Raw genomic sequence first — 14,031 nt, forward strand, 5'->3', positions numbered from 1 at the left:
TCGTCGAGCGGCCTTGGTATAGCTGATTCTCCCGTGATAGCTCTTTTCAATCACAGAGAACAGCGAATGTACGACGAACGCGAAGACGACGCTTCATTTCAAGGTTTTACTAATCATTCATGGATATAAAACAACTTAAGTATTTAATCGCTTTAGATCAAACGAAACACTTTGGTCAGGCTGCGACACTTTGCCATATTACTCAGCCTACGTTGTCGATGAGGATAAGGCGTTTAGAAGAAGAGTTAGACCTCGAATTGATTTCAAGAAGTCAACGTTTTGAAGGGTTTACAGAAGCGGGCGAACGTATATTGGCTTGGGCAAAGACAGTTTTAGCGGCTCATGATGGTTTACAAGCTGAAGCGGCTAACTGCCGTGGTCAACTGGTCGGCTCGCTAAGAGTTGGCATGGTGCCTTTAGCCAGCCAAAACCCGATGCAGTTAATTAAGCCGTTAGCAGAAAAATTCCCTGAACTTCGTTTTCAAATTTTGTCGATGACATCAGAGCAGATCATAGACCAGCTCAATCGTAACCAACTTGATTTAGGTATGTGCTACACCGACCAGATCAATACGGCTTATTTTGACGTGATAGAAATGAACTCGACGGATTTAGGCATTCTGTATGACAACCGATTTTTTGATTTTGCTGAGTCGGAAGTCTTATGGGAATCACTGAATAGCATTCCTTTGGGGCTTTTGTCTAAAGGCATGCATTATCGTCATTCGATTGATCTGAGTTTCGGCAGTAAAGGCTTAGTTCCGCAGACTTTGATTGAAAGTAACTCTACGTTTCACTTGATCCAAGCCGTTACCAGTGGCTTGTGCTGTGCTGTTATGCCGCTTAACTCTGGATTGGAAGAGCTCAATGAACAACTGCGTATCGTACCGATAGAAAAAGCAGTGGTGCATTCGCCTCTGGGTCTACTTAAGCGAAAACAAGAACCTTATTCGGCACTCACTGATCAGTGTTTTGCTGAAGCAAAACATTTGTTTAATCAGTGATATTTGTTTAGTCAGTGGCGTTTTCAGTCTGAGTCGATATCGTCAAGCTGACCGTCTTTCCGGGTGATTTTATGAGATGTATAACTCAATCCTATATTGAACTGCCTGATTTTAATCAAGCGCCTCCACAGCCCAAGGCCATGAGCTATCGCGAGCTTACGGGCTATAGCATGGTGGTGGATGCACCTCTGGCAAACGAATCTGCATTGGCGATCAGTTATAACGGGATCAGTCAGGCGGTTATGATGGTGACGCCAGGCCACATGGAAGACTTTGTGCGCGGTTTTAGTTTAAGCACCGGTATCATAAAAAGATTCAGTGAAATTCGTGATATTGAGATTGGTGCTAATGGTGAATCTCATTTTGCGCAAGTAGAAATCTCCAATCGCGCTTTTTGGGAAATGAAAACTCAGCGACGTAACTTAGCTGGAAGCACAGGTTGTGGTTTATGCGGTGTTGAGGCGCTTGAACAAGCACTTCCGGATTTGGTTCCATTGCCATCGTCATTACCACCCAGTCCACTGGTTTTTGAGGGGTTGAGAGAGCGAATTGCCAAACATCAAAAAGCAGCCAAAATATCTGGTGCTTTACATGCCGCTTTGTTTGCGAACTCGAAAGGTGAAGTTTCACTTTGTCGTGAAGACATCGGCCGCCACAACGCACTGGATAAACTCATAGGAGCGATGGCCATGAATGAGATCAACCCTAAGTCGGGGTTCGCCATTATGACGAGTCGTTGCAGTTTAGAGCTTATCCATAAAGCCGTGCGTGCTGAAATCGCAACCTTGGTTTGTTTGTCGGCTCCGACCTCATTGACGGTCGAATGGGCAAGACGTAATCGCTTAAATCTGATTCACTTACCAAACAGCAGTCCACCTCGTTTATATAGTCCTGCGCCTTAATGTAATGTTTTCGTTTGGATAAAAAGAGAGACCATGTTTTCTCTCTTTGGTTTTTATTAATAATGATTATAGTTTTATGCAGTTTGGTGGTTAATTTATGATCAAACAGCTTTTTTGTTCAATTTAATAGCAGAAATTGTGGCTATAGCGTTGTGTTTCGAGGCTCATTCGATAAGATAAAAAGATCTCTAATGCTAGGGGTAGGGCAGCAACGGATACGCTGCTTCAAATACTATGGAATGTGACTCAATTATTGGACACATACATGAAATTCAAGATTACATCGCCGATTATTGAACCTACGGAAGGTTCACCACATCAGTTAACGCTCACTCACGCTTCTCGTTTTACCTCTTTTAAGACAAGCTCCCCTTTGAACGCCCTGTTCGACAACGTCTCTGCACGCTTCTTTACTGCTTATCGCTCCTATTGTTATTCGTTTTATAACTTTATTTCTATCTGAACTCCTTTGTCATCCGCTTGATGTATGAAGACTCACACCTATAAAAACTAAACAAATAAGTTAAAAATAATGAATATTAAAATGATGGGTAGCTCCCTAATTATCGCTGGTACCGCTCTCGGTGCTGGTATGCTTGCGATCCCAATGGTATTAGCTCAATTCGGATTGCTTTACGGCACACTGCTGATGGTTCTGATTTGTTTCGGTACCACTTACGCAGCACTATTACTTCTAGAAGCGACCATCAAAGCTGGTGGCGGTCTAGGGTTGAACTCTATTGCTCGAAAAACTCTGGGCAAAAAAGGGCAGTTGATTATCAACGGCCTACTTTACGCGTTATTGATTTGCCTTTTAATGGCTTACATTCTGGGCGCGGGTGATTTACTGAGCAAGTTACTGTCTAACTTTGGCGTTGTGTTCACCGCGACCACGAGCCAAATCGTGTTTACCTTACTTGCAGGTGCCGTCGTCGCGAGTGGCACCGGTGTCATTGATAAACTGAACCGTGCATTGTTCTTTGTGATGCTTGCGAGCCTGTTTGTCACTATGGCCTTTTTAGCGCCGAACATGACTCAAGATAACCTTATGCAGGTGACCAGTCATGATCACGTCGATCTAATCAAAACCAGTGCAATCCTGTTTACTAGCTTTGGCTTTATGGTTGTGATTCCAACCTTGGTTTCTTATAACCACGAAGCGACAGACAAACAGCTGCGTAATATGGTGATTGTTGGTTCTTTGATCCCACTAGTGTGTTACCTGTGTTGGTTGTTTGCGGTAGTAGGTAACTTGAGTGAAGAGCAATTCAGAAGCTTCAAGAATGTCTCAGATTTGATGGCGGCGTTTGAGGCACAGTCTCCTTGGGTAGGCAATGTTCTTTCTACCTTCACAGGTTTGGCACTGTTAACTTCTTTCTTTGGTGTGGCGATGGCGCTGTTCAACCAGAATAGAGACATGTTCAACCAAAACACTGCGGTTACTTACTGCATTAGCTTCATCCTACCGCTGGCTGGTTCACTGCTTGCTGCAGATAAGTTCTTACAAGTGTTGAACTATGCAGGCATCATCTTAGTGTTCTTGGCTGTGTTTGTTCCTCTGGTGATGGTTTATAAACAACGCTTGATGAAAGTTGCTGATGATAGATACCGCACAGAAGGTGGTAATGCAATGATGGCATTCTCATTGCTATTTGGTTGCTTCTTGCTTATCTCACAAGTGATTTAGCAAAACAATTTAGTGGTTGAATAATTAGGGCGTGTTGACCTTTCGTGGCTAAATTTTGTTCGAGATAAAAGCGTTTTAATCGCGGCGAGGGGGAAGTAGCCTAGTCACTCTAAGCAAATCCACCTTAGCAAAGAGTAAAACGCTTTTAGCCGAACCCTTCGGGCAGCGTTTGCTGGCCATTTCTACTACGTTATCGGCTTCTCATGTAGGCTAGCTACACATCGAAGCCTCTGCCTTGTATAAATACCCAGCAACTCGCTGCAAAAATCAGCTCGAAAGATCAACACGCCCTAGTCACCAAGTTTCAGCTACGAAAGCTTCAGATACAAAAAAAGGAACGCATTGGCGTTCCTTTTTATTATCTGCTCGTTATCAAGCAGACTGAGTTAAGTGTTGGCTTGTTAACTGATGCTGGCCAATAAATTAATACGGACTAGCAAGCCAATATTAACTAACAAACGAATGTTAATTAACAAACAACCTTAACTGCCAAACCACCTTGAGAAGTCTCACGGTATTTAGCGTTCATGTCTTTACCTGTTTCTAGCATTGTTTCGATAACTTTATCTAGAGAAACAGTAGGAGCAGAAGAGCGACGAAGTGCCATACGAGTTGAGTTGATTGCTTTCACTGCAGCAATACCGTTACGCTCGATACATGGAACTTGTACTTGGCCTGCAACCGGGTCACACGTTAGACCTAGGTTATGCTCCATGCCGATTTCTGCAGCCATACACACTTGCTCAGGACTACCACCCATAAGCTCAGCAAGACCAGCAGCAGCCATAGAACATGCCACACCAACTTCACCCTGACAGCCAACTTCAGCGCCAGAGATAGAAGCGTTACGCTTGTAAAGACCACCGATCGCGCCAGAAGCTGCGAAGTAACGGATGTAGTCTTTCTCTGTCACTGTTTGGATGAACTTATCGTAGTACGCCAATACAGCAGGGATGATGCCACACGCACCGTTTGTTGGTGCCGTTACTACACGACCGCCCGCTGCGTTTTCTTCGTTTACTGCGAAAGCAAACATGTTCACCCAGTCAACAACCGTCATTGGATCGTTAGTTGTTTTTTCTGAAGTAATCAGCTGTTGGCGAAGTGCTGCTGCACGACGAGGTACACGCAGTGGACCAGGCAAGATACCTTCAGTATTCATACCGCGATCCATACACTCACGCATCGTTCTCCAGATGTTAGCGAAGTAAGTACGAGACTCTTCGTCTGAGTGGAACGCTGCTTGGTTTTTCATAACCAGTGTACTGATAGAAAGACCGCTTTCTTTACACTGATTAACCAGCTCTTCAGCTGTTGTGAATTCGTAAGGTGCTTTAATTGGGTTTTCTTCTTCTTTGCCGAAGTTCTCTTCATCAACGATGAAACCGCCACCAATTGAGTAGTACGTTTTTGAGTATGCTACTTCGTCATCAACCCAAGCATGAATGCTCATGCCATTTTCATGCAATGAAAGGTTCGAAGTATGGAAGTTCATTCCGCCATCTTTAGGGAACGAAACAGTATGACAGTGCATACCAACAGGTAGACGTTCAGTTTCTTCTACTCGAGCAATAAAGCCCGCGATAGAGTCGATATCTACTTTCTCAGGAGTATTGCCAGCAAGACCCATGATGATAGCGATATCTGTGTGGTGACCTTTCCCTGTCAGTGATAGTGATCCATATACGTCCACGGTGATTTTAGTGATGTCGCGCAATTTTCCCATTGAACGTAGGTCATCAATAAATTCTTTACCCGCTTTCATTGGTCCAACTGTGTGTGAGCTCGATGGACCAACACCGATTTTATAGATATCAAATACACTAATCATAGCGATTACCTCAAAAAGAGAGCCTCCCAAGGGGAGTAGGGAGGCTCATTTATTATCATTATATTTTGTGTTTAATCTCGCGATATAAGATGAAGCTCATCTTATAAAAAGGGCTTTAGATTAAAGAGCGCCGTAGATTACAGAACTAATAGCCGCTAGACCACATAAAGCTGTAAAGATTTGCACAGGTGCTGATGTTTTGTACTTAGCCATTGCTGGTACTTTCTGCATCGCGAATACAGGCATTAGGAACAGGATAGCTGCAATCATTGGAGCACCCATTGTTTCAATCATACCTAGGATGCTTGGGTTAACTACCGCAACAATCCAAGTTGTAACAACGATGAACGCTAGAGATGCTTTCTCAATCGTGCTGATTGAAGAACCAGAGCGAGACTTGATTAGACCAACAAGACCTTCATGAGCACCTAGGAAGTGACCGAAGTAGCTAGAAGTAATCGCTGCGAACGCTACTAGAGGACCCATGTAAGAGATAAGTGGAGACTCGTGAACGTTAGCTAGGTAAGAAAGTACAGAGATGTTTTGTGCTTGCGCTGTTGCTAGTTGCTCTGGAGATAGAGAAAGTACTACAGAGAATACGAAGAACATTACAAAACCCATCAGCATCATTGCTGCGCCGCCAGTGATTGCGTCAGTTTTCTTAACTGCGTCATCACCGTATACACGACGTTGCTCTTTAGAGAACTGTGAAATGATTGGGCTGTGGTTGAAAGAGAACACGATGATTGGAATCGCAAGCCAGATAATAGAAGGCATTGCTGACCATTCTGGGCTTGTTTCCATCATTGAAGTGTTCCAATCAGGAACTAGGTAGAAAGACAATGCTAGTAGGATGAATACTAGTGGGTAAACCATCGCTGAAGTTGCTTTAAGCATCAGCTCTTTACCGAATACAACACCTGCTGTCATAGCAAGGATAAGTGCACCAGAAAGAAGAGGACGAGGAATAGATTCCATGCCCATTTGGTTTACTAGGAAAGAATCAACCGTGTTGGTGATACCAACGCCGTAGATAAGAACGATTGGGTAGATAGCGAAAAAGTAAGCAAAAGTAATAAGGTTTGCGCCGGTCTTACCGAAGTGTTCTTCAACTGTATCTGTAATGTCTGCTTCAGGGTTCTGAGAAGACAGTACGAAACGAGCTAGAGATTTGTGTGCGAACCAAGTCATTGGCGCCGCGATTAGAGCTAGGATAACTAATGGCCAAAAACCACCCGCACCAGCTTTGATTGGAAGAAATAGTACGCCAGCACCAACTGCTGTACCGAATAGTGATAAACACCAGGTAAAATCTTTATAGTTAAACTTGCTTGAATCTTTAACGGCATTTGCCGAAGAAGTTGTTGTGTTCATGTTAAATTACTCATTTTTTGGGAACAGGAAATAAGTTGGGGCTAATTCTGCAGAATTTTCTTCTGCAAAAAATAGATCTAAATCATGTAATGAAACGGCGTGTCACATGATATGCGAAAAACGGATTTTTGATCACGAAATTGGCGTGCTACAGGTGATTTATGTTCATGCTAGCTATTAGTTTTTATTATGCGAAAGGAGGGGTTGTTCAGATTTATACCAGGAAAACGTTTGCGTAAAATTGCATTAATAAATCTGTTCCATAGAAAGGCTGATTTTTGTTAACAGAGATTAAACAAAACGTAGTTGCTATGTAATTCGTTGCACTACATGCTGCTGCAACGAATGGATGATTTGTGCTGTGACGCCCCATATAAGGTGCTCTTCGAAGGGCATGGCAAAAACACGGTGTTTGATTTTCTTAAAGTTGACGGTGTGGCTATGAAGCTTGGCTTGGTCCAAAACATAGGTGGCAGGAACCTCAAAAATAGAGGCAACTTCGTTCTGATCAATAACCGCTTTGTAATCAGGATCGACCATTGCAATAATCGGTGTCACAGAAAATTTACTAATGGTACTCAATGCTGGTAATTGCCCAACAATTTTAACCTGATCCGATCGAATTCCTACTTCTTCGTGCAGTTCTCTTAATGCAGTAAATTGCATAGAAGGGTCCGATTGTTCATGTTTTCCTCCAGGAAAGCTGATTTGGCCAGGGTGGTGCTTAAGATGTGCTGCTCTTTTAGTAAAAATGACATGTAAACCGTCTTCTCTTTCAACCAAACCGACCACTACTGCCGCTTTGCGTAGTTGTTCCCCACTAATATGAGAAATACGCCCTACAGATTCAGGGTGGTAGCCAACTGTTGGGTTAAGTTGGAACTGTTGAAGGAAGTTATCTCGGTTCATATCATGCCAATATATTGATTATTTTACTTTTAAGTATAGGCACAACAGCGAGTTGAAAGCCAATTTCGCGGCTCAGCTCGTTTGGCGTAGGCCTTTGTACCTGATCTGTTTGCTTCACCCTTTTTCAGGTTCCGATAGATAGCATCGCCAATCAATAGAGAAGCTCTATGTGCTTTATCTTAAATTGTCAGGTTTTTGCTATATTCAATATGGGTATATGAGCCAGTAAGCGTTACCCATGTCATAAAATTGAGTGGTGAAACGTAGTTTTTGTCTTTAAGAGTTTGATAACACTCACTTAGTGGCTCATTCTAAAAAGAAATAGAAGAAAAGGTATGAGATGAAAGGAATCATATTCACTGAATTTCTAGAGCTTGTTGAAGATAAGTTTGGTTTGGAACTTTTGGAAGAAGTTTTAGAAATGTCTGAAGACGAAGGGATCTATACATCGGTTGGAAGTTACGACCATAAAGATCTCGTGAAACTCATTATTAACCTAAGTAAGAAAACCGATATCGATGCTGGGAGTTTGCAACGCGTATTTGGGCAGTCAGTGTTTAAGAACTTACTCGCCTCTTTACCTAATAAAGCGAGCCTTGCTCATATCAATACCACCTTTCAATTTATTCAGCACGTAGAGCGCTACATTCACGTTGAAGTAAAGAAGCTCTATCCAGATGCTGAACCACCTGAATTCAGCTTTATTACGACAACAGAAGCTCAACTCGTTTTTGATTACAAAAGCGCTAGGTGTATGTCGCATGTGTGCCTAGGGCTAATAGAAGGGTGTGCTGAACATCATGGTGAGTCTATTTTGGTAGAGATGACGCCACAGAATGATGATCAAAGTGTGGTTAGATTCAATTTAAAAGTAGAAAAGTAATATGAGCTTGGTATCTGCTGTAGAGAAGAAGCTTAAACGTCAAATAGCGGCACGAAAAGCGGCTGAAGCTTTGTTAGAACAAAAGAGCCTTGAACTGTTTGAGGCTAACCAACAGCTTGAACTCGCACTTCGTCAGTTAGAAAAACGTTCGAACGCGAATATTCGTCGCATTGAGTTTCAAGAACAAATCGACAATTTGTTGATTGATTTTGGGCGCGCGTTTCTCAGGAGTGATTTGGATGATGTTATGTTGTCGGAATTAACGACTAACGTAACCAACAGCTATTTGATTGAATCCAGTCGCCTGATACTCCCTCCCAAGTTCATTCCTCAGCTTCTTACATACGATTATGGTGACGAAACTGTCGGTGAACTTGACCAAAATATTCAGGAGCCTCAATGGCAAGGTGACTTGTTGACGGTGCCTCTTGAAGTGGAGAAGGTGATCGTTGGTGCGTTGATCGTTAAGGTTCGGTTACTCGATCAAGACTATGAGTTTATTGAGAGTCAGCTCTTGCTAGTAACGGATCTGATTTGCAGCGCACTCAGTCATCAATTAGCGATTAATCGAAATATTGAGTCGCGACAACGAGCGGAAGAATCCGAAAGGGCGACGCGCGATTTCCTTGCGATGATCAACCATGAACTAAGAACTCCGCTTAACGGCTTACTAGGCAGTGCTGAGTTGATCAGTGATACCGAGCTGAACTGTTCTCAGCGCGAGATAGTGAACAACCTAAGTCAATCTGGTGAATTTCTAAGAACCATAATTAATGACCTACTGGATTACAGTAAAATTAATGTGGGGATGCTGGAGCTTATTCCTAAGAAATTCGCGCTACACGATTTGAGAAATACGATTGAAAGTATCTTCATTAACCGAGCGATTGAGAAACAGCTTAAATTCAAGATCAGTATTGCGCCAGACGTACCGACTCATTTCAACGGTGATTTAGAACGTATCACTCAACTATTCGTAAACTTAATTGGCAATGCAATCAAATTTACAGAACACGGGCATGTCAAAGTCGATATTAAGTGGGAAAACAACCAGTTTGTTTTCTCTGTGGAAGATACCGGTGTCGGTATAACCGAATCCGCCCATAAAACACTGTTTGAACCTTTTACCCAGGCTGACAATTCAAGTAGAAGAAACTACGAAGGTACAGGACTTGGTTTAGCGATTTGTCGTAAGCTGGTGGTGTTGATGAATGGTGATATTGGCGTTAATAGTGTCTTTGGTTCTGGTACTACGTTTACTGTCTCAGTTCCGCTTCAAGTTATCGATGTTCCAGTAGAGAGCGATTGCGTGGCTAAAAGCTTTGAATCAGAGGTCGAACTATCTTTACTTAAAGTTCTTGTGGTGGACGATATTAAGATGAACCAAATCATCATCCAACAGATGCTACGTAAATATGAGATAGAGCCGACCATCGCAGGTAATGGAGTCGAAGGACTGGAACTGGCCTCTGACAATGAATATGACATCGTGTTCATGGATTGTAGAATGCCAATTATGGATGGATTTGAAGCGACAGAGAAGCTAAGAAAGAAAGGGTATTCCAGGTCTATAGTTGCTCTCACTGCCGGAACGACACTTGAAGAACGTGAGCGTTGTATTCAGTGTGGAATGGATGACATTTTGAGTAAACCTTACACAGCTAGTGATCTTAAAGAGATGCTTAAGAAGTGGGGTGTTTCTACTGTGAAGGTCGCTTAAACAACGCTAATAAGGAGTGACTAATAATAATTCACTGCTTGATTTAGAAACTAAAAAACCGAAGTGATCTTGTGATCCTTCGGTTTTTTATGTCTAGCTTTCGTTGGTCGTTAAGCGGCGATACCGCCGATTAATGACGCTATGCTTTGCAATCTTCAAGTATCGGTAGAATTCTACTCAGCTTATCCAGTGTTTCTTGGTATTCAGAAGCACAATCACTATCAAACACCACACCGCCACCAGCCCATGCATAAAGCGTGTTTTTTTCAGCAACTAACGTACGAATGGTAATGCTGGTGTCCATTCTGCCATTTCGGCTGATGTAGCCAATACTGCCGCAATACGCTGAGCGTCGATGGGGTTCTAGCTCTTCAATGATCTGCATCGCGCGAACTTTTGGTGCACCGGTAATCGAGCCTCCAGGGAAACAAGCTCTCAGAAGGTCAGTTGCAGAATATTGTTCATCAAGATCCGCTCGTATCGTGCTTACTAAATGGTGCACGGCAGGGAAGCTCTCAATATCGAACAGCTTTGGTACATGAACCGTTCCCGGCTTCGCGACTCGACCAATGTCATTGCGAAGTAAGTCGACGATCATCAGGTTTTCTGCTTGATCTTTATCGGCGGTTACTAGGTCTTGTGCGTTAGTATCATCAATCACAGGGTCGTTAGAGCGAGGGCGCGTACCCTTGATAGGCTTGGTCTCAATGACATTGTCTTTAAGCTCTAAAAAACGTTCAGGTGACACACTGATAATTGCGCAGTCAGCCAAACGGATGAAACCAGAGAATGGAGCCGAGTTATACTGTTCTAACTTGTCATAGGCCAACCATTCATTGCCTTGGTATTGGGCATTGAAGCGCTGCGCCAAGTTAATCTGATAGCAATCGCCGGATAACAGGTACTCTTGAACACTATCGAATTTCGTTGCGTAGTTCTGTTCGCTCATGTTGGATTGCCACGGTGTGGTTAATCCAAAGGGCACATGTGTTCGGTTTGACCGAGCCACTTGTTGCATCAGCCAATCATGATGTTCATCGATATTGCTGCCGACAATACACGCCGTTTTTAATTGATGGTCAACGATCACAGCCCACTCATATAAACCGACCGCCATGTCTGGTGCTTCAATGTCACGTTTGGCTAGTGAAGGAAGCGTTTCGACTCTGCGCCCCAAATCATAACTAAAATAGCCTAAAGCGCCGCCTATGAAAGGCAGTTCAGGATACTCACTGGTTGCGGGTAGTAATTGCTGTTGATATTGGTCGAGTAGTTCGAAAGGGTCTGACTCTGAAACCTCGCACGTCTCATTAACATTGACGGTCGTTTTTGCTCCGATTGTCTCGAAGGTGGCGATGGGTTGAGCAACTAAAATATCGTATCGACTATCAACGTGGTTTTCTGAAGCGGAGCGTAATAGCATTGCCCACGGCAGGTTTTCAATATGGGAAAACAGCTGTTTAGCTAAAGTTGATTGATATTCAAGCGGCTTGATTTGGATAGAGCGAAATTCGTTGTTATTCATTTGTTTAATTTGTGACAAAGAGTTCGATCACTGCATAGCGTGTGAGAGGAAGCAAGAGTATCATAAATTGAAAATAAAATGGGTTCTTGATTAGAACGGTGCAAACCAAACGGTTTAGTTTAAAGCTATGCAAGAGATTGCTAAAGCAACTAAACACAGCTCAACATAATAAAAAGCTAAGCCAACTAGTCCGGTTAGACAAAAACAGTCACACCAAGAACCTACATGGAACCAGAACAATAAAGAGGCATGCAATGACGGTTATTCGTAAGCAAGATGTGATCAGCAGTGTCGCTGACGCACTTCAGTACATTTCTTATTATCACCCTTTAGACTTTGTCCAAGCCCTAGAAAAAGCGTACGAGAAAGAAGAGAGCCAGGCAGCAAAAGATGCGATCGCTCAGATTCTTATCAACTCGCGTATGTCTGCGGAAGGTCATCGTCCAATTTGTCAAGATACAGGTATTGTTACTTGTTTCGTGAACATCGGTATGGATGTTAGGTGGGAAACGGATCAGACAGTACAACAGATGGTTGATGAAGGCGTTCGTCAAGCTTACAACAATCCAGATAACCCATTGCGTGCATCTGTCTTAATGGACCCTGCAGGTAAGCGTATTAATACCAAAGACAACACACCAGCGGTTGTTCACATTAATATGGTTCCAGGTAATAAAGTTGAAATTCAAATCGCGGCGAAAGGCGGCGGTTCTGAGAACAAAACCAAGATGGTCATGCTCAACCCTTCTGATGACATTGCAGAATGGGTAGAGAAAACGCTGCCTACGATGGGTGCTGGTTGGTGTCCACCTGGCATGCTAGGTATAGGTATTGGCGGTACGGCTGAAAAAGCAGCGGTACTAGCGAAAGAATCTCTGATGGAACACATCGATATCCAAGATCTTATCGACAAAGGCCCAGAGAACGCAGAAGAAGAGCTTCGTTTAGACATATTCAACCGTGTAAATAAACTTGGTATTGGTGCACAAGGTCTTGGCGGTCTAACCACTGTGGTTGACGTGAAAATCAAAACAGCGCCAACGCACGCAGCCTCTAAGCCTGTTTGCTTGATCCCGAATTGTGCAGCAACGCGTCACGTTCACTTCACGTTAGACGGCAGCGGCCCTGCAGAACTAACACCACCTAAGTTAGAAGAGTGGCCAGATATTACTTGGGAAGCAGGCGCAAATACACGTCGTGTTAACCTAGATGAAATTACTAAAGAAGACGTTCAAGAGTGGAAGACTGGCGAAACGGTTCTTCTATCAGGCAAGATCTTAACCGGTCGTGATGCCGCTCATAAGCGCATTCAAGGCATGCTTGAAAGTGGTGAAGGTTTACCAGAAGGCGTCGACCTGAAAGGTAAGTTCATTTACTACGTTGGTCCTGTTGATGCTGTGGGTGATGAGGCGGTAGGTCCTGCTGGCCCAACAACGTCTACTCGTATGGATAAGTTCACCGACATGATGCTAGAAGAAACCGGCATTATGGGCATGATTGGTAAAGCAGAGCGCGGCCCTGCAACGGTTGAGTCAATCAAACAACATAAATCGGTTTACCTGATGGCGGTTGGTGGTGCTGCTTATTTAGTAGCGAAAGCAATTAAAAAAGCACGTGTGGTTGCGTTTGAAGATCTCGGCATGGAAGCGATCTACGAGTTTGAAGTTGAAGACATGCCGGTAACGGTCGCGGTTGACTCTAACGGCGTGAACGCACACCAGATCGGCCCTGATACGTGGAAAGTGAAAATTGCTGAAGCTGAAAAAGCATAATTTACCGAATCAAGAAATCGTAATCGACGTTAACTTCAGCGTTTGAATTGCAATTTTTGATAGATAGTTAAAGGCAAAAGTGCAGCATTATTTGCACTTTTGTCATATTATCAATGATATAGTGATAAACACATCGTTTGATATAAGAACATAGGAGAGAGGAATGCCTCGTTTTATTCAGATCCTACAGATTATCTTGGCAGTGGTGATTGGTGCTTTTGTTGGCTACGATCTGATCTTGAAAGGGATTAGTATCTTTGATAATAAATACGTGACAATTACTTGTGCGCTTTGGCTAATCGCAGAGATCGCACTGTTTGTTATCTACAAGTTGATTGAAGACGATTAAGAGTCGGATATCGCAGATAAATTCTAAAGCCCCTGATTATGAATGTAGTCAGGGGCTTTTATTCATCTAGCATTA

At 43.2% G+C, this 14,031-nt stretch carries 12 protein-coding genes; 8 read left to right on the top strand and 4 right to left on the bottom strand.

Annotated features, from left to right (window positions below):
• Positions 1-119: 119 nt before the first annotated feature.
• From ED652_RS05190 to ED652_RS05200, 4 genes are all read left to right on the top strand, one after another.
• Positions 120-1,004 carry a LysR family transcriptional regulator gene (locus ED652_RS05190; RefSeq protein WP_122053739.1) on the top strand — a complete coding sequence of 295 codons (885 nt, stop codon included), beginning with the start codon at positions 120-122 and terminating at the stop codon, positions 1,002-1,004.
• Positions 1,005-1,075: 71 nt separating this feature from the next.
• The gene (gene fdhD / locus ED652_RS05195; protein ID WP_122053740.1) at positions 1,076-1,906 is read left to right on the top strand and encodes a formate dehydrogenase accessory sulfurtransferase FdhD; all 831 of its coding nucleotides are present in this window, start codon (positions 1,076-1,078) and stop codon (positions 1,904-1,906) included.
• 265 nt (positions 1,907-2,171) lie between these two features.
• Positions 2,172-2,369, top strand: a complete 198-nt coding sequence (locus ED652_RS23695) for a hypothetical protein (RefSeq protein WP_143691566.1) — start codon at positions 2,172-2,174, stop codon at positions 2,367-2,369.
• 81 nt (positions 2,370-2,450) lie between these two features.
• Entirely contained in the window at positions 2,451-3,593 is a 1,143-nt protein-coding gene (locus ED652_RS05200) for an amino acid permease (RefSeq protein ID WP_122053741.1), read from the top strand.
• 469 nt (positions 3,594-4,062) lie between these two features.
• Here ED652_RS05200 and ED652_RS05210 read toward each other — a convergent pair whose 3' ends face one another.
• From ED652_RS05210 to ED652_RS05220, 3 genes are all read right to left on the bottom strand, one after another.
• The gene (locus ED652_RS05210; RefSeq protein WP_017109686.1) at positions 4,063-5,424 is read right to left on the bottom strand and encodes an L-serine ammonia-lyase; all 1,362 of its coding nucleotides are present in this window, start codon (positions 5,422-5,424) and stop codon (positions 4,063-4,065) included.
• A gap of 120 nt (positions 5,425-5,544) precedes the next feature.
• On the bottom strand, positions 5,545-6,798 hold the full coding sequence (locus ED652_RS05215; RefSeq protein WP_122053742.1) for an aromatic amino acid transport family protein: 1,254 nt from the start codon (positions 6,796-6,798) through the stop codon (positions 5,545-5,547).
• 309 nt (positions 6,799-7,107) lie between these two features.
• Positions 7,108-7,707 carry a CoA pyrophosphatase gene (locus tag ED652_RS05220; RefSeq protein ID WP_122053743.1) on the bottom strand — a complete coding sequence of 200 codons (600 nt, stop codon included), beginning with the start codon at positions 7,705-7,707 and terminating at the stop codon, positions 7,108-7,110.
• 340 nt (positions 7,708-8,047) lie between these two features.
• Between ED652_RS05220 and ED652_RS05225 the strand changes: the two genes are divergently transcribed.
• Positions 8,048-8,590: a heme NO-binding domain-containing protein gene (locus tag ED652_RS05225; protein WP_122053744.1), complete on the top strand. Its 543-nt coding sequence runs from the start codon at positions 8,048-8,050 to the stop codon at positions 8,588-8,590.
• Position 8,591: 1 nt separating this feature from the next.
• A complete protein-coding gene (locus ED652_RS05230) occupies positions 8,592-10,310 on the top strand; it encodes an ATP-binding protein (protein ID WP_122053745.1) in 1,719 nt (572 codons plus the stop codon).
• Between the two features lie 139 nt (positions 10,311-10,449).
• On the opposite strand, the gene pabB is transcribed toward ED652_RS05230, so the two are convergent.
• Positions 10,450-11,835: an aminodeoxychorismate synthase component I gene (gene pabB, locus ED652_RS05235; protein ID WP_122053746.1), complete on the bottom strand. Its 1,386-nt coding sequence runs from the start codon at positions 11,833-11,835 to the stop codon at positions 10,450-10,452.
• 254 nt (positions 11,836-12,089) lie between these two features.
• Here pabB and ED652_RS05240 point away from each other — a divergent pair, with 254 nt between their 5' ends.
• Together ED652_RS05240 and ED652_RS05245 are read left to right on the top strand one after the other, a co-directional pair.
• A complete protein-coding gene (locus ED652_RS05240; RefSeq protein WP_010441395.1) occupies positions 12,090-13,607 on the top strand; it encodes a fumarate hydratase in 1,518 nt (505 codons plus the stop codon).
• A gap of 163 nt (positions 13,608-13,770) precedes the next feature.
• Positions 13,771-13,956: a hypothetical protein gene (locus ED652_RS05245; protein WP_004734731.1), complete on the top strand. Its 186-nt coding sequence runs from the start codon at positions 13,771-13,773 to the stop codon at positions 13,954-13,956.
• Positions 13,957-14,031: the final 75 nt, after the last annotated feature.

The sequence above is a fragment of the Vibrio sp. Evd11 genome, assembly GCF_900382755.1.
GTDB lineage: Bacteria > Pseudomonadota > Gammaproteobacteria > Enterobacterales > Vibrionaceae > Vibrio > Vibrio lentus.

Coding starts and splice junctions, on each gene's coding strand:
- ED652_RS05210 (WP_017109686.1), bottom strand. CDS start 5,424: ATGATTAGTGTATTTGATATCTATAAAATCGGTGTTGGTCCATCGAGC.
- ED652_RS05225 (WP_122053744.1), top strand. CDS start 8,048: ATGAAAGGAATCATATTCACTGAATTTCTAGAGCTTGTTGAAGATAAG.
- ED652_RS05200 (WP_122053741.1), top strand. CDS start 2,451: ATGATGGGTAGCTCCCTAATTATCGCTGGTACCGCTCTCGGTGCTGGT.
- ED652_RS05215 (WP_122053742.1), bottom strand. CDS start 6,798: ATGAACACAACAACTTCTTCGGCAAATGCCGTTAAAGATTCAAGCAAG.
- fdhD (WP_122053740.1), top strand. CDS start 1,076: ATGAGATGTATAACTCAATCCTATATTGAACTGCCTGATTTTAATCAA.
- ED652_RS05245 (WP_004734731.1), top strand. CDS start 13,771: ATGCCTCGTTTTATTCAGATCCTACAGATTATCTTGGCAGTGGTGATT.
- pabB (WP_122053746.1), bottom strand. CDS start 11,835: ATGAATAACAACGAATTTCGCTCTATCCAAATCAAGCCGCTTGAATAT.
- ED652_RS05220 (WP_122053743.1), bottom strand. CDS start 7,707: ATGAACCGAGATAACTTCCTTCAACAGTTCCAACTTAACCCAACAGTT.
- ED652_RS05240 (WP_010441395.1), top strand. CDS start 12,090: ATGACGGTTATTCGTAAGCAAGATGTGATCAGCAGTGTCGCTGACGCA.
- ED652_RS23695 (WP_143691566.1), top strand. CDS start 2,172: ATGAAATTCAAGATTACATCGCCGATTATTGAACCTACGGAAGGTTCA.
- ED652_RS05230 (WP_122053745.1), top strand. CDS start 8,592: ATGAGCTTGGTATCTGCTGTAGAGAAGAAGCTTAAACGTCAAATAGCG.
- ED652_RS05190 (WP_122053739.1), top strand. CDS start 120: ATGGATATAAAACAACTTAAGTATTTAATCGCTTTAGATCAAACGAAA.